The sequence below is a fragment of the Flintibacter porci genome, from assembly GCF_041925195.1.
GTDB lineage: Bacteria > Bacillota > Clostridia > Oscillospirales > Oscillospiraceae > Lawsonibacter > Lawsonibacter porci.
Genome location: NZ_JBHEVB010000003.1, coordinates 177,216 through 196,487, shown reverse-complemented (window position 1 = coordinate 196,487; position 19,272 = coordinate 177,216). Strand labels below are relative to the sequence as shown.

The 19,272-nt window shown below is 55.8% G+C and carries 16 protein-coding genes; 9 read left to right on the top strand and 7 right to left on the bottom strand.

What is annotated here, in order from left to right; genetic code table 11:
• Nucleotides 1–16 precede the first annotated feature (16 nt).
• The 3 genes from ACEVJL_RS04430 to ACEVJL_RS04420 are packed head-to-tail and all read right to left on the bottom strand — an operon-like array spanning nucleotide 17 to nucleotide 3,293.
• Entirely contained in the window at nucleotides 17–1,114 is a 1,098-nt protein-coding gene (locus tag ACEVJL_RS04430; RefSeq protein ID WP_374736992.1) for a hypothetical protein, read from the bottom strand.
• A complete protein-coding gene (locus tag ACEVJL_RS04425) occupies nucleotides 1,111–1,893 on the bottom strand; it encodes a ThiF family adenylyltransferase (protein WP_374736990.1) in 783 nt (260 codons plus the stop codon). Before ACEVJL_RS04425 ends, ACEVJL_RS04430 begins: the two co-directional genes overlap by 4 nt.
• Entirely contained in the window at nucleotides 1,890–3,293 is a 1,404-nt protein-coding gene (locus ACEVJL_RS04420) for a Mov34/MPN/PAD-1 family protein (RefSeq protein ID WP_374736989.1), read from the bottom strand. Before ACEVJL_RS04420 ends, ACEVJL_RS04425 begins: the two co-directional genes overlap by 4 nt.
• Nucleotides 3,294–3,819: 526 nt before the next feature.
• Between ACEVJL_RS04420 and ACEVJL_RS04415 the strand changes: the two genes are divergently transcribed.
• The 3 genes from ACEVJL_RS04415 (at nucleotide 3,820) to ACEVJL_RS04405 (ending at nucleotide 7,732) form a co-directional block, all read left to right on the top strand.
• A complete protein-coding gene (locus tag ACEVJL_RS04415; protein WP_374736988.1) occupies nucleotides 3,820–4,371 on the top strand; it encodes an RNA polymerase sigma factor in 552 nt (183 codons plus the stop codon).
• Nucleotides 4,372–4,483: 112 nt separating this feature from the next.
• Entirely contained in the window at nucleotides 4,484–4,993 is a 510-nt protein-coding gene (locus ACEVJL_RS04410; RefSeq protein ID WP_374736987.1) for a hypothetical protein, read from the top strand.
• 1,185 nt (nucleotides 4,994–6,178) lie between these two features.
• Nucleotides 6,179–7,732, top strand: coding sequence for a recombinase family protein (locus ACEVJL_RS04405; RefSeq protein ID WP_374737091.1), 1,554 nt, complete (start codon nucleotides 6,179–6,181; stop codon nucleotides 7,730–7,732).
• 54 nt (nucleotides 7,733–7,786) lie between these two features.
• On the opposite strand, the gene ACEVJL_RS04400 is transcribed toward ACEVJL_RS04405, so the two are convergent.
• The 4 genes from ACEVJL_RS04400 to ACEVJL_RS04385 all read right to left on the bottom strand — a co-directional run bounded on the left by ACEVJL_RS04400 (nucleotide 7,787) and on the right by ACEVJL_RS04385 (nucleotide 12,949).
• Entirely contained in the window at nucleotides 7,787–8,077 is a 291-nt protein-coding gene (locus ACEVJL_RS04400; protein WP_374736986.1) for a P-loop domain-containing protein, read from the bottom strand.
• A gap of 235 nt (nucleotides 8,078–8,312) precedes the next feature.
• Nucleotides 8,313–11,003 (bottom strand): phenylalanine--tRNA ligase subunit beta, encoded by a 2,691-nt coding sequence (gene pheT, locus ACEVJL_RS04395; protein WP_374736985.1) that lies wholly within the window; start codon nucleotides 11,001–11,003, stop codon nucleotides 8,313–8,315.
• Nucleotides 11,004–11,072: 69 nt separating this feature from the next.
• Nucleotides 11,073–12,098, bottom strand: coding sequence for a phenylalanine--tRNA ligase subunit alpha (pheS, locus tag ACEVJL_RS04390; protein WP_008981674.1), 1,026 nt, complete (start codon nucleotides 12,096–12,098; stop codon nucleotides 11,073–11,075).
• A 65-nt stretch (nucleotides 12,099–12,163) separates the two neighbouring features.
• Nucleotides 12,164–12,949, bottom strand: coding sequence for a polysaccharide deacetylase family protein (locus tag ACEVJL_RS04385; protein ID WP_374736983.1), 786 nt, complete (start codon nucleotides 12,947–12,949; stop codon nucleotides 12,164–12,166).
• Between the two features lie 569 nt (nucleotides 12,950–13,518).
• Between ACEVJL_RS04385 and ACEVJL_RS04380 the strand changes: the two genes are divergently transcribed.
• The 6 genes from ACEVJL_RS04380 (at nucleotide 13,519) to ACEVJL_RS04355 (ending at nucleotide 19,255) form a co-directional block, all read left to right on the top strand.
• Nucleotides 13,519–14,247 carry an ABC transporter ATP-binding protein gene (locus tag ACEVJL_RS04380; protein ID WP_008981676.1) on the top strand — a complete coding sequence of 243 codons (729 nt, stop codon included), beginning with the start codon at nucleotides 13,519–13,521 and terminating at the stop codon, nucleotides 14,245–14,247.
• Nucleotides 14,248–14,271: 24 nt separating this feature from the next.
• A complete protein-coding gene (locus tag ACEVJL_RS04375) occupies nucleotides 14,272–15,189 on the top strand; it encodes a SufB/SufD family protein (protein ID WP_235395735.1) in 918 nt (305 codons plus the stop codon).
• 95 nt (nucleotides 15,190–15,284) lie between these two features.
• A complete protein-coding gene (locus ACEVJL_RS04370; RefSeq protein WP_374736982.1) occupies nucleotides 15,285–16,964 on the top strand; it encodes an NAD(P)H-hydrate dehydratase in 1,680 nt (559 codons plus the stop codon).
• Nucleotides 16,965–16,988: 24 nt separating this feature from the next.
• Complete coding sequence (locus ACEVJL_RS04365) at nucleotides 16,989–17,570, top strand: hypothetical protein (protein ID WP_162598930.1); 582 nt, start codon at nucleotides 16,989–16,991, stop codon at nucleotides 17,568–17,570.
• Between the two features lie 14 nt (nucleotides 17,571–17,584).
• The gene (gene alr, locus ACEVJL_RS04360; protein ID WP_374736981.1) at nucleotides 17,585–18,703 is read left to right on the top strand and encodes an alanine racemase; all 1,119 of its coding nucleotides are present in this window, start codon (nucleotides 17,585–17,587) and stop codon (nucleotides 18,701–18,703) included.
• 180 nt (nucleotides 18,704–18,883) lie between these two features.
• Nucleotides 18,884–19,255 (top strand): type II toxin-antitoxin system PemK/MazF family toxin, encoded by a 372-nt coding sequence (locus ACEVJL_RS04355; RefSeq protein WP_020989901.1) that lies wholly within the window; start codon nucleotides 18,884–18,886, stop codon nucleotides 19,253–19,255.
• Nucleotides 19,256–19,272 lie beyond the last annotated feature (17 nt).

The following is a 19,272-nucleotide window of genomic DNA, read 5'->3' as shown; positions in this document are numbered from 1 at the left end:
ATACATGTTCCTTTCATTATGCTGCGTCCTTCAAGCGGACCGGCAGGACCATGGCAAGGTCACTTTCCCCGTCGGTCAGCACGAGCGGCGCATGTGGGCTGTTCATTTTCAGGGTGATGGTGTGTACTTTCTTTCCTTTGAATTGGCTGAGCCCTTCCAGTAGGTACCGGGGATTAAAGCCGCGAACCGGCACAGGAGGGAGGCCAATACTGGAGGAGTAGGTGCCCTCATCGGTCTTGAGAACAAGGGAGGCTCCATCAAAGCGGAGCGGACTCTGGGTGCGCTTGGAAACAAAGCCATAGAGATACTTGACCTCATTCCAGAGTTCATCCACCGAAGCAGAACACTCCATATCGAAGTGTGTTGGGATAGCCTTTTCAAGATCCAGGCCGTCATCGCCGGGAATCCTGGTAATGAGCCGAAGTGACCCTTTTCCAAAAGTTGCCCACTCCTCGCCAACCGAAATGGTGCAATCCTGGCCTTTGAACATCTGAAGCTCCGCCATTACCTCAGGTGGGATGAAAAATGGCTTTTCCACACAGATGGACGGGTCGGAACTCATTGCCATGCGGTAGCCATCCACGGCCAGGATCTTGTCACCGACAAATTCGATACAGCACCGGGCGGGACGTTTATCATCCGGGCTCACGGCATACCCGATCCGCTTGAATCGCTCCAAGAGCTTTTCAGCATCGACGGGATAATGCCGGTCCATCGGCTTTTCCGTAAATTCAGGAAAGTCCGAAATCCTCTGGGTGCTGCGTTCCATACTTCTCCCGCCCGCACTCAGGACAAGCGTCCCCGCAGGCTCGGGCTCGGTGTCAGTCGGAATGCAGGTGTACGTAAACTCCAGCTCGCCCGCAAAATACTTGCAGGCAGACATGATGCTCTGTGTTCCTGAGAACACAAATGAGAAGGAGTCCCCAACAGCCGGGACCATGGCCATGCACCACTGCTTCAAGTTGGTGCAGGTCAGCGTACAGCGCCCCTCCTCAAAGCTGACCTTAGCTTCCCCCAGTATGGGGAGCACCGGCCGCTTGGCGGCAAAGCGCAGCACATGGTTCAGCGCCTTACAGAACTGTGCGGCATCCACACGTGCGCGAAAGATGCTCATGCGGCATTCCTCCTTGCTTGTTTTTGGATTGAGCGGATGTTGACCGATTTTGTGGAGAATGTGGTCTGCTGTACCGTACTGCGCCCCATGACCAGAATGTTGTAGATCATGGTAACAACGGCGGTGGCCGCCATGAGATTGGCTACAATGGTCTGCGGAGCGGATACCGACGCTTCAGCACAGGAGACCTCCGCGGGGAAGAGATCTTCCGGCGAATTGACTTCCGGATAGAGCATTCCTACCGGCTGGTACATGGTTTTACCCGCCCTGCGGATTCCGCAGACGATCTGGCCTGTATACTCCCCATTTCCTGAGTCGATATAGACCAGCTCACGGGCTTTCTGGAATACATCATGGCAAAGCTTTCGAGACCGGTTGTTATCCACAGCGCCGATCAGGATCACCAGTTCCGACATGACCTTCCATTCTGACCGACCTGTTTTAGGATGCTTCACAGAGCAGCGATAGACCTCCCGCCTGATCAGCTCCTCCAACCGCTTGGCATCTTCGATAAAGGTGGGAATGTAGCATGTCTCCAGCCCAAAGGCATCAGAGTAACGCTCGGCAATCACTTTTGCCTTGTTTTCGCCCAGATCTGCTTGGGTGAAATTCTGTCGTATCAGATTCTTGGGCTCTACTTTGTCCCCATCACAGATGATAAATTTCACCGGACGGTCCAGTGCATACAGCAACCGGTAGAGGTGGGGCGCAATGTGGGCGCCGGTTCCACCGGCCCCCAGCATGATGACCTTAACTGGCCGTTGCCTGGAAAAGTTCATGCGGCCACCTCAAACATTTCTTTCGGGTCCGTATGGATCTGATTCAGCCACTCCGGAGGGAAGTTCCCCACCGGGAACGGCTCCAGAACTTCCTGAGGAGGGATCTCCCAAAAGTGTCCGCCGTTGCTGATGCGCACCGTGATCTCCGGGAAATAGCGATCCAGCCGCCCGACTACCATATAGACCCTGGTGGGCCGTTCGTCATGGTCGTCCGTTTTGGAGAACACCGCCGGCATCTGATTGTGGGAGTGCAGGTCGGCATAGTGGATATAGCGGTCGCTGTCCTGCAATGCCTCGTTATCCAACAATGCGTCAACAGACGCACGGCTGACTAGCTGCTTGGGAACATGGATGAAGTATTGCTGCTGGAGCTTATCCCAATAGATATGGACCAGGGCTTCTGCTGGCCGCCGGTCTTTTCCCCTGTGCATCATGGTCCGAAACAGGCTGAGCGCCTGCTCCATCAGCGTATAGGGAATTTTGGGCAGGGACGATTGGAAACCAGGGCGAATCTCATCCAACACCGTGATAGCGCCGGTAGAGGCAGCAGGCGTAATAAACTCGCCCGCATTGGTGGTGCGCCGCTCGTAGACCTTCCCATCCCGCCCAGGGATGAAGGAAATCGTTTTCTGAGAGGCTCTGGCATCCGACAGAGATAAAAAAGCACCCTTATAGCTGCTGGCCTCCCCTTTCTTCTGCATATGGATAACGGGTTTGACCACGCACTTCGGGTGCTTGTCTGCGGCTTTCTTCAAAGCATTTACGAAGTCCTTGGAAGCTTCAATCTCACGCTTGAACTGGCCAATTTTGGTTTTTCTGGGCTGGGTTACGGACTTCGTGATTTTCCCGTAAGAGACGGACCAGCTCAGGCTCTGAGCCTCGTCAAATTCCGGGAAATCATCCGCTTTCGCAAGGCGCAACTCCTCAAAGGTCTGCTCCAGATCCTCGATGGGCTCTTGGGTGCCGTTGTAGGAGAAAACGGGCAGCTGGGCAAAAATGGGCTCTGCCGCCTTCTGCGCATTCTTTTTTTCCTGGCGGTTGATGGCGGCCATTAGGGGATTCTCCTCGGGGTCTTCCTGGGTGGTGTCTGCCATCTCCTCCGCGTCCTCCTGGGAGGTGGGAGGTGTTTTGACCTGCTGCGCATCCTTGTCATGCACGGTATTGTTTTCGGTCTCGGTTTCGGTCTGCTGGGTCTGGCTGCTGCCGCTCATGAGCTCCAGGGCCGGGCCGGGGTTGGCGTCCTCTTTCGGGCCTGCCGCCTCGCCTTCTGCGAGCATGGCGGCAAAGGGATTTTCGCTGGCATCTCCGTCTGCTTGGGTGAGTCCGCTCAGATCAAAGAGCTTGTCGCCTCCTGTGCTGCTGCCGGATTCTGCGGGAAAGGTAAATAGGGTTTCATTCATTGTCGTTGGCTCCTTTCTTTTTTGCACAAAAAAAGCCGCAGCCACCCCGGGCCGGGGTAACTGCGGTTTTTGTGCGTGGTAGATTCGGTATTTAGGTTTGGGCAAGTCTCCAGAGGGCGCACTGGCCCCTCCGGGTGAAAATCTGACCTACAAAATCTGTCCTAAATACAGTTCTAGGATATCACATTTTTGTCATCTTAAACAGTTGCACTTTAATCTATAGAACATAAAGTTTTAAAATCTTGTGGTTTCGTTTAAAAAGGCTCCGAGTCACCTATACACTACAAAAAGCAGAGTTTCAGGCTAACTTGCATGGAACTCTGCTTTTTTGAATGGAGTGACTCGGCTCAATTAACAGGAAACTGCTCGGTCCTGAGAAGAATTGGGATAGATATATTAAAAGTATTTTCCTGTCCTGTGCGGTTTCCGTGCTGCATAGACAAAATACTTATGACTGTCGTCCCCGTCCACCTCCGCTGTTTGAAATTTTTGTGGATCAGAATTTCAGATGATGGAGGCTTGCCTTGTGAAAAGACAGTATTTCAGAAAAAAAGATCCAGCTGTGCAAGGAGATCGTGTGGAATGGATCAAAATGAGCCACTCGCAATTCTATCAGTTTATTACCTCTCCAGATGGTAGAGATAGATTTTTTATTCGTATGGGTGATATTGTCATTGAGGCGTCGAAGGAAGTTTATATAGGCTGGCGTAGAGAGCAGGAAAGAGTAAACTACCACGCCAAACAGGCGAGAAAAACGGGGATAACCATTGTGTCACTATATAGTAATGATATTGCGGTACAGGGAAATGGTGAGGATATTATTGCAGATACCAACGTTGATGTTGAAGAGGACGTAATACAGATAATGGAAGTAGATGCGCTCTATGCGGCAATCTCTCAGCTCGACCCTGTCAGTCGGTACATTGTTCATTCCTATTATTTAGCCAGTGAGCAAAAGTCTGAGCAGGAAATTGCAGAGGTGTTAGGTATATCGCAGCCTGCAGTAAATAAACGGAAAAATAAAGTACTAAAGAAATTGAAAAAGCTGGTTATAAAAGATAGAAAAAATCTGCAATAGTAATGTAGAGGGCACCTAGATTCAAACACGTAGGTGCATGAGCATCAAGTAAAAGCAAAGCAAAATAGAGTGTGGATTTGGCATATTGATTTTTAGAAAGATGAGGAACACTATGGAAAAATCGAAAATAAAGAAAAGGGTCATTGAGGAACTCAAAAATTATCGGCTACTGAAGAAGAAACGTGCGCTTCTCCGTTTTGAACAGGAGCACCCTGCTCGAGTATCAGACAGTGAAGTGATCGAATGTATGTCTCTGTCGCGACATGTGAGCGATAGTATTCAAACCACGGGATTCATTTCCGATAAAACATTGAGAATTGCAAGTCAATTCCGGGACGTAAAAGATCGGCTCAATCAAGAGGCATTTGCAGAGATCGTCCGAGAACTGAGCATAGTGGAACTTCAACTGTCACAATTGGAGTTTTACGTTGGGCAGTTGGAAAAAAATCAGGCAGAAGTAATTCAGAAATACTATTTTGAAGGAAAAACCTGGGCTGAATTGCAACAAGAGATGCACCTTTCATCACGTACATTGATCAAGCGTAGAGATGACGGATTAGATGGACTAGTATCAATCTATATGTATCTTGATCAAGTAAAAAAAGGAGACGAAGTGAAATAGAAAACGAGATATGAAGAAGATATGTCTTTGCAAAAGATGTTCGTGAAAGGATACAACTATGATAGATGAGTCGAAACTTTCTGCATTCCTTAAAAAATGTGAACTTCAATACCGTGCTGACCATTTGGATTGTGCAGAGACGTTGGAGTGGTTGGCACCATATTGTGGCACTGTGCAGGAAATTGCATCGTTTCTGCGAAGTTTAGGCTTCCATATTTCTCAGATTACAGATGAGGAACCGTGGCCAGGGGAGAGATATCAATGGGTTATAACGACCTCTGGTGTGATTGTTTATGCTGGAAGAGATGGCCTATTCACAAAAAAACTAAGATGCTAGAGTAATCAAGAGTTTTGGCCGGGTGAGAACTCCAAAGATTACCTCAATGTTTTTGCACACGGTATAAAAGAAGGTTAGCAATAATTGTGGGATTGTATGTAATATCTATTCCTGATATAATAATAACATAAGCAACTAGGGATCGCTGTTATTTAGCGGTCCCTAGTTGTTTTGGTTATTATATGCACGCCAGACACTAAAACGCATCGTTTAGGTTATGTAATGGTACGTATACTGTTTTTGTTGCTCCATGTTTTATCATGCCTATATTCATCAGTGCATAAACTGTGAGGGAGGCGATTTGTATGAAGGTACATACCGGTCCAGCGCAGATAAAAGAGTACACGAAACCAACGCTATCAATAATTGAAGATTCCAGAGCAAAAATAGAAGAATAGGAAAGATGGCCAGCAGAACTAAGTAGGTTAGTGTGCAGGTTTGTGGAACCACTTATTTGTACATGAAAAGGTTGTAATATAATGCTTTAAGCTCCGGAACCGGTCTACGACTCATTCTAACATGCGTAAATTATCTCATACTTCTAATTTTTTTATGAAAGGCAATCAGCTGTCTGCAATCTTTTGTCTCTATGTATGCTGACAATGAAACGATTGGCATGGTGATTTATATGAAGAAAACTGCTTTTGTTTTATCGGAACAGAGGCAAACAGAAGAGTCTAAGATTAGAACTGTACTCTATCAAGCAATTATTACCTGGCTCACAAAAGAACTATATAAATAACGCCTATGCTAAAACGGCATAGGCGTTTTAAATATTCTCTTGCCGGGTGACTGCTCTTATGCTACTCTTAAGAAGAGCAGTTACGCCTATTGGGGAGGTGTAACCTATTCTTTGCGCAATCTATACGCGGCTGAGCAAGGAGGATGAGGATAAGTACAGAACGGAATCTGAGAGCATTCAAAACCAAAAATCCATGTTGGTCAATTATGCAGTAGAACGAGGTTGGGACATCTATCATATCTACTGTGATGAGGACTTCTCTGGAGCTGATAGCCTGAGACCGGATTTCAATAAGATGCTTGAGGCAGCGAAAGAAAAGAAGTTCCAAATTTTACTTTGCAAGAGCCAATCCAGATTTACAAGAGACATGGAGTTGGTGGAAAAGTATATCCATGGTCTATTTCCAGTATGGGGTATTCGTTTCATTGCAGTGGTAGATAACGCCGATACAGAAGTGAAAGGCAATAAAAAGGCTAGACAGATCAATGGATTGGTCAACGAATGGTACTTAGAGGACTTATCTGAGAATATTCGCATGGTCTTTGACATGAAGCGCAGTCAGGGAAAATACATTGGGGGATTTCCAATCTATGGATATCAAAAGGATCCGATGGACCATAATCATCTAATTATTGAACCTGAGGCAGCACAAATTGTTCGACAGATTTTTCAATGGTCTATAGAGGGCCATGGAAAGCAGGAAATTGCCAAGAGATTGAATGATCTTGGGATTCCAAACCCTACCCGATATAAGCTAGAACACGGTTGGGCAAGCGGCCACCCAGTTTCAAACAATCATGGACTATGGAATAAGACAACGGTCTGGCGCATCCTTCATAATGAGATGTATACAGGGGTAATGGTCCAGGGGCGGAGGAAAAAAGTCAGTTATAAGTCCAAAGCATTTATTGACGTTCCCCAGGAACAGTGGTTTCGCGTGGAAGGGACACATGAGGCAATCATAAGCCAAGAACAATTCCAAGCGGTTCAGCGTGTTCTGCGGCTGCATTCTAAAACTGACGGTACCGGTACTTCGCACCTGCTATCTGGCCTAGTGAAATGTATGGACTGCGGTAGCACTATGAGTAAGACTACTAACTGTCAAAAAGGAAGACCCAGAGTGTCCTATCTGCGATGTAAGCTATACGCCGACAGCGGGAAGCAGAAACTATGTACCCGACACTCGATTCGCCTGGATAAGCTGATAGAAGTAGTATCGGAACGTATCCGGTATTATGTCCGAAATTACTATAGCTTAGAAGAAACCGATATTCCTAAGCCTGACAATACCCGAAATGAGATGCTGAAACAGGAAGAAAAGTCGCTGATATCCCAAGTGGAGAAGCGGAATCAAGCGATTAAAAGTATGTATCTGGATAAAATTTCTGGTATTCTGAGTGAAGAACAGTTTGTGGAGTTAAATCAAGCTTTTTTAAGTGAAAAAAGTCAGTTAGAACGGCGATTAGCTCAGATTAGGGAAGAACTGGAAGAGCGAGTAAAGCCGATAGATCAGATTTCCATCTTGGAGCGGGCCGAGGAACTCTTAAGATTAGACACAATTCCCCGAGAACTGGTGGTTGCACTCATTGAAAAGATTGAAGTTGGGGAACGGGATCCGGAAAGCGGCAAGCAAGAGGTTCGAATTACCTGGAAGTTTTAGGATTACGAAACCGGTTTTAGGGTATTGTAAATCCACGTTGTGTACTTTTGTTACTCACTCATGGGGAGCGGTGCCGTCGACGATCGCTACCCCCAGCCGGGGCAGGAGAATGGCGTCCAGGGAGTCGGGATCGCCGGAGCAGAGAGTGTACTCCACCGTCTCGCCCGCCTCCTCGGCCCGGCGGGCCACCTGGCGCATGAGGGTGGACTTGCCGCAGCCAGGGCCGCCTTTCAGGATGTAGAACCGATTGGCCCGCTCGGGGGGAAGCAGGTGGTCATAGAGGGAGTAGAAGCCGGAGGGGGAGTTGGCCCCCAGAAAATACTGGATGTGTTTTTCATCCGCCATAGAATCATCGCCGTCCTTTCCAAATCTGCCTCAGACTATGCTGGTTTGGCGGCATCGGTGAAAAAGAGGCAAGAAAAATCCCGGCCGGACAAACGTCCGGCCGGGATTTATATTTTTGGTTGGTGTATCAGGCGAGGAGAACGGGGATTTTCCTACCCGATTAACCTACGGGCGCAGAGGCGAAACGAAGTTTCGCACAAAGTTCTTTGCCAAGCTTTCTTTCAAGAAAGCGGGGTTAGCGGAGGATGGCACCCAAATCCTTCTCCAGGGCAGCCAGGATGCTCTTCACGTCTTCGTCAGCCTCTTCACTAGTGAGAGAACGGTCGTCGGCGCGGAGCACCAGGCTGAAGGCTACGGACTTCTTGCCCTCGTCCACGCCCTTGCCACGGTAGATGTCGAAGAGCTTGCAGTCCTTCAGCAGGCCCTTGGCGCCCTTGCGGATGCAGTCCTCCAGCGCGCCCACCGTGACAGCCTCGTCGCACACCACGGCGATATCACGGGTGACGGCGGGGAACTTGGGCAGGGGGACGTACTCGGGATCGGCGCCCTTGGCGGCCATCAGTTCCTTGAGCTCCAGCTCGGCGCAGTAGAACTGGGCGTCCACGCCGTAGTTCTGAGCCACCAGGGGATGGACCTGCCCCATCACGCCGATGCGGCGCTCACCCACATAGACATCCGCCACACGGCCGGGATGATAGGAGGGATTGGTCTCACTGGGCACCACAAAGCGGACATCAGAGGCCCGCAGGTCTTTCAGAATGGCCTCCACGCAGCCCTTCAGGGTGTAGAAGTCCATATCCTCGCCGTAGGCGCCCATGGACAGAATCTTGTTCTCCACGGCCAGGCCGTCCTCGCCGCCGGGCAGGTAGATGCGTCCCACCTCGTAGAGGCGCACGTTCTGGTTGCGGTAGTTGTAGTTCCGGGTCAGAATCTCCAGCATGGAGGGCAGGACGGTGGTACGCATGATGGAGGTGTCCTCACCCAGGGGGTTGAGGATCTTGAAGGACTCCCGGCGGGCATCGTCCGCGGCCCAGCGGATATTATCGTAGCAGGTGGGGGAGATGAAGGAGTAGGTGATGATCTCATCAAAGCCCATGGAGCGGCACACAGAGCCCAGCTGGCGCTCCAGCTTCTCCTCCTCGGAGAAGCCGCCCAGGGTGGTCTGGCCGCGCATGAGGGTGGTGGGGATGTTGTTGTAGCCGTGGAAACGGGCCACCTCTTCTGCCAGGTCAGCCATGCCGATGACGTCGCCGCGCCAGGAGGGCACGGTCACCTGATCGCCCTCCACCTGGAAGTCCAGCTTCTTGAGGATGGAGACCATCTCGTCCTCACCGATGTCGGTGCCCAGCAGGGCGTTGATCTTCTCGGGCTCCAGCTTGAGGACGCGGGGCTGGGGCACGTAGTTGAGAATATCGATGGTGCCGTCCAGCACCTCGCCGGCGCCCAGCATCTCCACTAGCTCGCAGGCGCGGTTGACGGCGGGCAGGGTGTTCAGGGGGTCCAGGCCCTTCTCAAACTTGGCGGAAGCCTCGGTACGCATGCCCAGAGCCAGAGCGCCCTTGCGGATGCAGGTGCCGTCGAAGCAGGCGGACTCGAAGACCACGTCCACGGTGTCGGAGACGATCTCGCTGTTCTCGCCGCCCATGATGCCCGCCAGGCCCACGGCCCGGGTCTCGTCGGCGATGACCAGGTGGTTGGCGGTGAGCTTGCGCACCTGGCCGTCCAGGGTGGTGAGCTCCTCGCCCTCCTCGGCCCGGCGCACGATGATCTTGCCGCCCTTCACATAGCGGTAGTCAAAGGCGTGCATGGGCTGGCCGTACTCCAGCATGACGTAGTTGGTGATGTCCACGATGTTGTTGATGGGACGCACGCCCATAGCGCGCAGCCGCTCCCGCATCCACTTGGGGGAGGGGGCGATCTTCACGTTGCGCACCATCCGGGCAGTGTAGCGCTGGCACAGGTCGGAAGCGGGGGTCTCCACGTCCAGCAGCTCCACCAGATTGCCGTCCGCGACGCCCTTGACCACGGGATCGTGGAGGGTGAGGGGGGCGTTGAAGGTGGCGGCGGCCTCACGGGCCAGACCGATCACGGAGAGACAGTCGGGGCGGTTGGGGGTGATCTCAAACTCCACCACGTGGTCATCCGCACCGATGACAGGCTTCAGGTCATCGCCGGGCTTGCAGTCCTCGTTGAGGATAAAGATGCCGTCGGGGATGCAGTGGGGGAACTCGGCCTGCTGAGCGTGAAGGTCGGCCAGAGTGCAGATGGCATTGGCCTTGGTATTGTAGGCCACCAGGTCGCCCTCGTGGAGGTTGGGGCAGGCGGTGGAAGTAGTGCAGGAGCCGTCGCCGGTGTCCAGAGTCACCTCATAGGCGGAGTAGCCGGTGACAGCGATGGCGGCCACCTTGGCAGCTACCACAGGGCCGTAGATCTTGTGGCCGGGCTGAATGTCAGCGGGAATGGAGGGCTTCTCCTTGTCCAGAGGCTTGTAGTCGCCCAGAATGGCGGCGGGGGTGATGACGGCGTAGGGGAAGTCACGCTCGTCCAGGCCCAGCTCGCTGAGACCGCACAGCATGCCGTTGGACACCACGCCGCGCAGCTTGCCCTTCTCGATCTTCTTGCCGCCGGGGAGGGTGGACTTGTGCATGGCGACAGGCACCAGATCGCCCACATGGACGTTCCAGGCGCCGGTGACGATCTGGACAGGCTCCGCCTGGCCCACATCGATCTGGCAGACCCACATGTGGTCGCTGTTCTCGTGGCGGGCCATCTCCAGCACGCGGCCTACCAGCACGTTGGAAATCTCAGCGCCCAGATCGTAGGTGACCTCCACCTTGGAGCCGGACAGAGTCATGGCCTCAGCAAATTCCTTATCATTGGCCTCAACGGGGACGAACTCGCTGAGCCATTTACGCGATAAATTCATATATGAAAACTCCCTTGTTTTGTTTTGTGGAGGCGCATTCTATGCGCCTGCTGGCAGCAGATCGCAAACTCAGAACTGCTCCAGGAAGCGAACGTCATTTTCAAAAATCAGACGCAGGTCGGCGATCTTGAAGCGGCGCATGGCGGTACGCTCCAGGCCGATGCCGAAAGCCCAGCCGGAGTACTCGTTGGGGTCGATGCCGCTCATTTCCAGAACTCTGGGATGAATCATGCCCGCGCCCAGCAGCTCGATCCAGCCCTCGCCCTTACAGGTGGGGCAGCCCACGCCGCCGCACTTGTGGCACTGTACGTCCATCTCGCAGGAGGGCTCGGTGAAGGGGAAGTGGTGGGGACGGAAGCGGGTCTTGGTGCCCTCGCCGTAGAGCTTCTCTACCACGGTGTTCAGGGTGCCCTTCAGGTCGGCCATGGTGACGTTCTTGTCAATGACCATGCCCTCCACCTGGTGGAACATGGGGGAGTGGGTGGCGTCCACCTCGTCCTTACGGTAGACGCGGCCGGGGGCGATGATGCGGATGGGCAAGGGCATGGTGTCCATAGCCCGGACCTGCATGGGGGAGGTCTGGGAGCGGAGCATCACCCGGCTGTCCTCGTCAAAGTAGAAGGTGTCGGACCAGTCACGGGAGGGGTGGCCCTCCTCGGCGTTGAGGCGGTCGAAGTTGAGCTCGGCCAGCTCCACCTCGGGGCCGTCCAGCACGGTGAAGCCCATGCCGATGAAGATCTCCTTGATCTCATCCAGGGCGATATACATGGGGTGGCGGTGGCCCTCCTTCACGGCCTTGCCGGGAACGGTGACGTCCAGGGCCTCGGCCTTCAGACGGTCTTCCAAGGCCTTGGCTTCCAGCTCCTTGCCCTTGGCCTCCAGAGCCTGCTCCAGGGCGGCGCGGACCTCGTTGGCCAGCTGGCCCATGGCGGGGCGCTCCTCAGCGGAGAGCTTGCCCATCATCTTCAGCACCGCGGTGAGCTCGCCCTTCTTGCCCAGGTACTGGACGCGCAGGCTGTCCAGCTCGGCAGTGGACTGGGCGCCCTCAAAGGCGGCGAGTGCCTGGGCGCGAATGTTGGCTAACTGTTCTTTCATGGTTCATAACTCCTTTTTTGGATGAAATGGGGACGGCAAAGCGCCGTTCCACAGAGAAAACGATCTCAGGGCGTTCCGCCCAGATGGTGGGCCACCGATTCCTCCATGCTGATGGTGTACCGGGGCAGGTCGTACCGCCCGCCGGAGAGATTGGCCCGGCCATATTTGGTGGTCACCGTCATAGCAAAGCGCTTTTGGAGAAAGTCGCTGGACCATGGCTCCTTTTGGCCGTAGGGGTAGGCGAAGTAGAGAACCTTTGTGTTCAGATTCTTCTGGATCAGATCCACACTGGACTCCAGGTCGGGGAGCACTCGCTGGTCATAGGCCTCCCGGGTCTCGCCCGGCGCACGCCGGATGCCACGGGGCTGGTCATGGTGCAGGTCGTAGGTGTGGGAGCCAAACTCCACCAGACCCGACGCCTCCATCTCCCGGCACATGTCCCAGGTGAGAAATCCGGGCTCCCCCTGGTCCACCGATTTGGTAACCAGGGCGATGGCCGCCTTGTCTCCAAACTCCTTTAAAATGGGGAAGGCCAGGCGGTAGTTGCTCTCGTAGCCGTCATCGAAGGTAATGAGCACCGCCTTCCCTCTGGGAAGGTGGCCCTTTGCCAGCTCCCGGGGGAGCACGCAGGCATAGCCGTGGTCCTTCAGCCACTGCAGGTCCTGCCGAAACCGTCCCGCCGTCACCGTCCAGGTGTTATAGGGCTGACCGTCCTCCACCACATCGTGGTACATGAGGATGGGCAGGGCCTGACCGTTGCCGGAGAGGGCGCTGTCGCCGGTGCAGAAAACCAGGAGCAGCAGGGCCACTGCAGAACATGCAAACAGGGAACAGATCCGTCGCGTAAACATTGTGTGCCTCCGAAAAAGAAAACAAAAAAGCCTTTCATCCCAATCAATTGGGACGAAAGGCAACCCTTCCGCGGTACCACCCGCATTCGCGTCCTTGGACACGCACTTCATTTCCCGTAACGGCGGAACCACCGTCCCCCTCTCGGGGGCCGCTCCCGGGCGAACCAAGGGGAAGCTTCCCAGGCAGGCTTTCAGCCGGTGACCCGCCCTCTCTGACAGAAGAAAACACCCTATTTTCCCGTTCTTCGCATTTCGACTATGGACTTTTATATCACAAAAAAAGGGAAAAAGCAACCCCCTTTCCCGGAATAGGCGGTGGAAAAACAAAATCTTAAAAACCTATTTACAAGGTAGGTTTTTAGGGATATAATAGAAACCACTCCAAGGGAAACAGCACCCCGCGGTTGAAAAAAGCGGAAAAAGAGGGGATCGGTCCCTGGAATCAATAGACAAACCACCGGGAGAGTGGTAAAATAAAAAAACTGCCTGCTAAGGATCTCCCCCGGCGGGCAAACTGAATGTACAACACCGGCTGTGGGGCCGGAAGAGGATAACGGAGGGACAACCCCATGCTAGAGTTACAGCACATCAGCTATGACGTCGAGCAGGACGGCGACAACAAGGGCATCCTGCGGGATATCAATTTGACCATCAACGAGCGCTTTGTGGCCATCACCGGCCCCAACGGGGGCGGTAAGTCCACCATGGCCAAGATCATCGCCGGCATCTATAAGCCCACCGCCGGCCGCATCCTGCTGGACGGGGAGGACATCACCGACCTGGACATCACCCAGCGGGCCCAGAGAGGCATCAGCTTTGCCTTCCAGCAGCCGGTGCGCTTCAAGGGGCTAACGGTAAAGGATCTCATCACTCTGGCCAGCGGCAAGAACATCGGCGTGCCTGAGGCCTGCAACTACCTCTCCGAGGTGGGCCTGTGCGCCAAGGACTACATTGACCGTGAGGTGGACGGCTCTCTGTCCGGCGGCGAGCTCAAGCGCATTGAGATCGCCATGATCATGGCCCGTGGCACCAAGCTGTCCGTCTTTGACGAGCCGGAAGCGGGCATCGACCTGTGGTCCTTCTCCAACCTCATCCAGGTCTTTGAGCACCTGCATGAGAAGATCAACGGCTCCATTCTCATCATCTCCCACCAGGAGCGCATCCTGAATATCGCCGACCGCATCATTGTGCTGGCCGACGGCCAGGTGCGTTCCCAGGGCACCCGGGACGAGATCCTGCCCGAGCTGCTGGGGGCTGCCCCCGGCGTGTGCAGCGCCCTGAGCGACAAGGTGAAGTGAGCAAAGGCTGAGGAGGGACAAGTTATGGACGCAATTCAAAAGAGCCTGCTGGAGCAGGTAGCTGATCTGCATGAAGTGCCCGAAGGGGCCTACAATATCCGGGCCAACGGCCAGAAGGCCGCCCGAAACACCACCGCCAATATCGATATCGTCTCCAAAGAGGACAAGGACGGCATCGACATCATCATCAAGCCCGGCACCAAGAATGAGAGCGTGCACATCCCCGTGGTGCTCAGCCAGAGCGGTCTGCAGGAGACGGTGTACAACGACTTCTTCATCGGCGAGGACTGCGACGTCACCATCGTGGCCGGCTGCGGCATCCACAACTGCGGCGTGCAGAACTCCGAGCACTCCGGCATCCACACCTTCTACGTGGGCAAGAACGCCCGGGTGCGCTACGTGGAGCGCCACTACGGCGAGGGCGACGGCATGGGCGAGAACATCATGAACCCCACCACCGTGGTGGAGATGGACGAGGGCAGCTACATGGAGATGGAGACCACCCAGATCAAGGGTGTGGACTCCACCGTCCGCACCACCAAGGCCACTCTGGGTCCTCGCTCCACTCTGATCATCAAGGAGAAGGTAATGACCCACGGCAAGCAGCTGGCCAAGTCCGACTTTACCGTGGACCTGAACGGCGAGGACTGCCACACCAACGTCATTTCCCGCTCCGTGGCCCGGGAGGACTCCAAGCAGGTGTTCCTGGCTCGCATCAACGGCAACGCCAAGTGCCACGGCCACTCCGAGTGTGACGCCATCATCATGGACAACGGCGTGGTGGCCGCGATCCCCGAGGTGACTGCCAACTGTGTGGACGCCGAACTCATCCACGAGGCCGCTATCGGCAAGATCGCCGGCGAGCAGCTCATCAAGCTGATGACCCTGGGTCTCACCGAGAAGGAAGCCGAGGAGCAGATCGTCAACGGATTTTTGAAGTAAATATTTTGTGGGACGCCCTGGGCGTCCCACTTTTTTTATCCACAGAAACGTGGTACAATGTGCAAAAACGTCCCGGAAGAAAGGAGCGCGGCAGCATGGAGATTCTGGCCAGCACGGCACAGATGAAGGAACTGGACCGCATCGCCATTGAGGAGCGGGGCATTCCATCCCTGGAGCTGATGGAGAACGCCGCCCAGGCGGTGGCCCAGGCGGTGATGGATTTGGTGGGTCCGGCGAAAAATCCCAAAGGCGCGGATGGGCCCGCCTGCATCGGCTTTATGACCAAGACAGGAGAAGAACCCACTCTCGAGGAGCAGCGGGAGATGGAAGAGCTGCGCTCCATTGTGGAGTCCAAAAACACCGATCCTACCCAGCGCATCGGTATTTTCTGCGGACCGGGCAACAACGGAGGGGACGGCGTGGCCGCCGCCCGGATCTTGCTGGAGGCAGGCTACCGGGTTCGGGCCTTCCTGGTGGGAGACCGGGCAAAGATGACGCCGGACGAGCGGGCCATGGAGGAGAAGCTGAAGGATGCCGGGGGCGAGCTGGAATCCCTGGATCTCAATGACCAGCGCACCACCGTCTGGATGTCCACCTGCGACTGCTTTGTGGACGCCCTGTTCGGGGTGGGACTTCAGCGCCCTCTGGCGGGGGAATTTCTGACTCTGGTGCAGTGGCTCAACCGGATGCACACCCCGGTGGTCTCCTGCGACCTGCCCTCCGGAGTACACGGGGACACGGGAGAAATCTTGGGGGACGCGGTCCAGGCCAAGGTGACCGTCACCTTCACCTGCGTCAAGCCCGGTCTCTATCTGGATGCCGGCGCAGGCCGGGCTGGAAAGATTCGTGCCGTTGATATTGGCATCCCCTGGGAGCTGCTCAACCGTCAGATTTGGCGCGCTCCGGAGCAAAGCTGGAGCATGCCCGGCGACGTGTGCCGCAATCTGCCCAGCCGCCCGGTGGACGGACACAAGGGGGATTTTGGCAAGCTCTTTCTCCTGGCAGGGAGCGAGGGCTACACCGGAGCTCCTAACCTGGCCGCCCGGGCAGCCCTGCGCACGGGAGCGGGATTGGTCTTTTTGGGTGTGCCCCGGGAAATCTACCCCATCCTGGCTGTCAAGTGTGACGAGGCCATGCCCTTCCCTCTGCCGGAGAAGTACGAAGAAATTCTGGAGAAGGCAAGGGGCTGCGACGTGGCTCTCATCGGCCCCGGCCTGGGCCGCCACCCCAAGACCGAGAAGCTGGTGCGCGCCCTGCTGGAGGACCTGGACATCCCTGTGGTGCTGGACGCCGATGGCATAAATGCCCTGTGCGGGCATATAGATATTCTGGACAAACGCTCCGCCCCCACCGTCCTCACCCCCCACGCCGGGGAGTATGCACGGCTCACCGGTACTTCTCTGCCGGTGACGGAACGGCTGAGCGCTGCCCGCTCCTTTGCCAAAGCGCATCACTGTACCGTGGTACTGAAAGGCCACGGAACGGTGACCGCCGCTCCTTCCGGCCAGTGCTGGATCTGCGGGACCGGCAACCCGGGCATGGCAAAAGGGGGCTCGGGGGATGTGCTGTCCGGTATGATTGCCGCCCTGTGGGGGCAGAAGCATTTGGTCGGGCAGTACGCGGACCTCTCGGAGCTGGCTGCCTGGGCGGTGTGGTTCCACGGAAAGGCGGGGGACAAGTGCGCCCAGAAGTTTGGGGAGTATGCCATGCTCCCCAGCGACCTGCTGGACACCATTCCCCAGGTGCTGTTGGAGTGTTCTCAGACAGAAATCTGAATCAATCATTTTGGAGGGGACAGCGTGAAAAAACGGCTGCTTTTCCTACCAATGATGCTCCTGCTGCTGACAGGCTGCGGCGGCGGGCAAGAGGGTGAGACCGGGGCGGAGGCCCTGGCGGTAGCCATTCGCGGGGAGTATATGGCCATGACCGCCTACTCCCTCCAGGCCAAGGTGAACGCAGACTACGGCCAGCGGGTCTATGACTTTACCCTGTCTGTTACCAGCGACGGGGAGGAGACCACCGTGGTCATCCGGGAGCCGGAGATGCTCGCCGGGGTCACCGCCCGTATGGATGGGGACGAGGGTATTCTGGAATATGAGGACCTGAGCCTGGAGACCGGATTTTTGGACGGGGAGAGCCTTTCCCCGGTGAGCGCTCTGCCCACCCTGGTGGAGGCCGCCCGCACCCAGTATATCGACCGTTGTACGCTGGCTGACGGGGTGCTGGAGGTACACTGCGCCGACCCGGAGGAGGATGCCGGCACCGGGCGTGAGGTGACCTTGTACTTTGACGCCCAGACCCACGCCCTCACCGGCGGGGAGATCAGTCAGGACGGACGGCGGGTCATTACCTGTGAGATCACGGAATTTACAAAGACATAAAGAAGGAATCAAAGATGGACACCACAAAGATGAGAACCTGGGCGGAGATCGACCTGTCCGCCCTGGAACATAACTACCGGGCTCTGCGCGCCATGCTGCCTGCGGGCTGCCGGTTTTTGGGCGTGTGCAAGGCCAACGCCTATGGCCATGGGGCGGTGCAGGTGGCCCAAAAGCTGGAGCAGCTGGGGGCCGACATGCTGGCCGTGGCCTGCGTGGACGAGGCCAGGGAGCTGCGTCAGGCGGGGATCACCCTGCCCATCCTGTGCCTGGGCAACACCCCCGTGGAGCTGGCCCCCATGCTGCTGGAGTACCAGGTGACCCAGGCGGTGGGGGACCTGGCCACTGGACAGGCTCTCTCGGATGCAGCGGTGGCGGCAGGAAAGACCCTCACCATCCATGTGAAGCTGGACACCGGCATGAGCCGCCTGGGTTTCCTTTGGCAGGGGGAACAGACCGCTCAGAAAATCGCCCGGCTGTGCGCGCTGCCCGGCCTGGAGGCGGAGGGGATGTTCACCCACTTTGCCGACGCCGACAGCAGCGAAGAGTATACCATGGGGCAGCTCACCAAGTTTTTGGATGCCAGAGCGGCCTTGGAAAAGCTGGGTGTTACCTTTAAAATTTGCCATTGCGGGGCCAGCGGGGCTGTGCTAAACTATCCCTGTACCCATATGGACATGGTGCGCCCCGGCATTGCCCTGTACGGCTACTATCCCGCTCCTGAGATGGAGGGGCTGGACGGCCCGGGCCTGCGCCCGGTGATGACGGTGAAAAGCCGCATTGCCGCCGTGCGGGAGCTGCCCGCCGGTACCTGTGTCAGCTACGGCAGAACTGCCGTTTTGAAGCGGGATTCCAAGCTGGCGGTGGTGCCCATCGGTTACGGCGACGGCTATCCCCGGCGGCTGTCCAATCAGATGGTCATGGAAATTCACGGTGCCCGCTGTCCCATTGTGGGCCGGGTGTGCATGGATATGTGTATGGTGGACGTCACTGATCTGCCCGACGTGAAGCCGGGCGACATTGCACTGGTCTACGGCCCGGAGCTGACTGAGAAAGCGGCTGACCTGACGGGCACCATTGTCTACGAGCTTCTCTGCGACCTCAATCCCCGCGTTCCCAGGATCTATCTGCCCTGAGTGCCCAGTCGCCCTTGGACGACATAGGATGGTGTGGAGCGGCAGGGAAGGCGCGGAGACGAAAATTTTCTGACCCCGGCGACGTATAATCCCCTCCGACCCGTGGGAGAATCATAGTACAGCGTTACATAAAGGACCGGGAAGGCCCTGTAACGCGTACTATTTTCCAGCGGAGTGTGAATGTACGTGGACAACAGTGTGAAACGAGGCGACATTTTTTACGCCGATCTCAGCCCGGTGGTGGGCAGTGAGCAGGGCGGCGTGCGTCCGGTGCTCATCGTGCAAAACGACACCGGAAACCGCCACAGCCCCACTGTCATCGCTGCGGCCATTACCTCCCAGACCGGGAAGGCCAAGCTGCCCACCCATATCCCTCTCTCCGCCCTCAGCTGCGGACTGCCCAAGGACTCCATCGTCCTGCTGGAGCAGATCCGCACCCTGGATAAGCGCCGTCTGCGGGAGCACATGGGGAAGGTGGATGAGAAGGCGATGAAAAAGGTAGATAACGCCATCGCGGTCAGCTTTGGGCTCCATCCGGAGACCATGGTGTAGACCGGGAGGGAAACCGC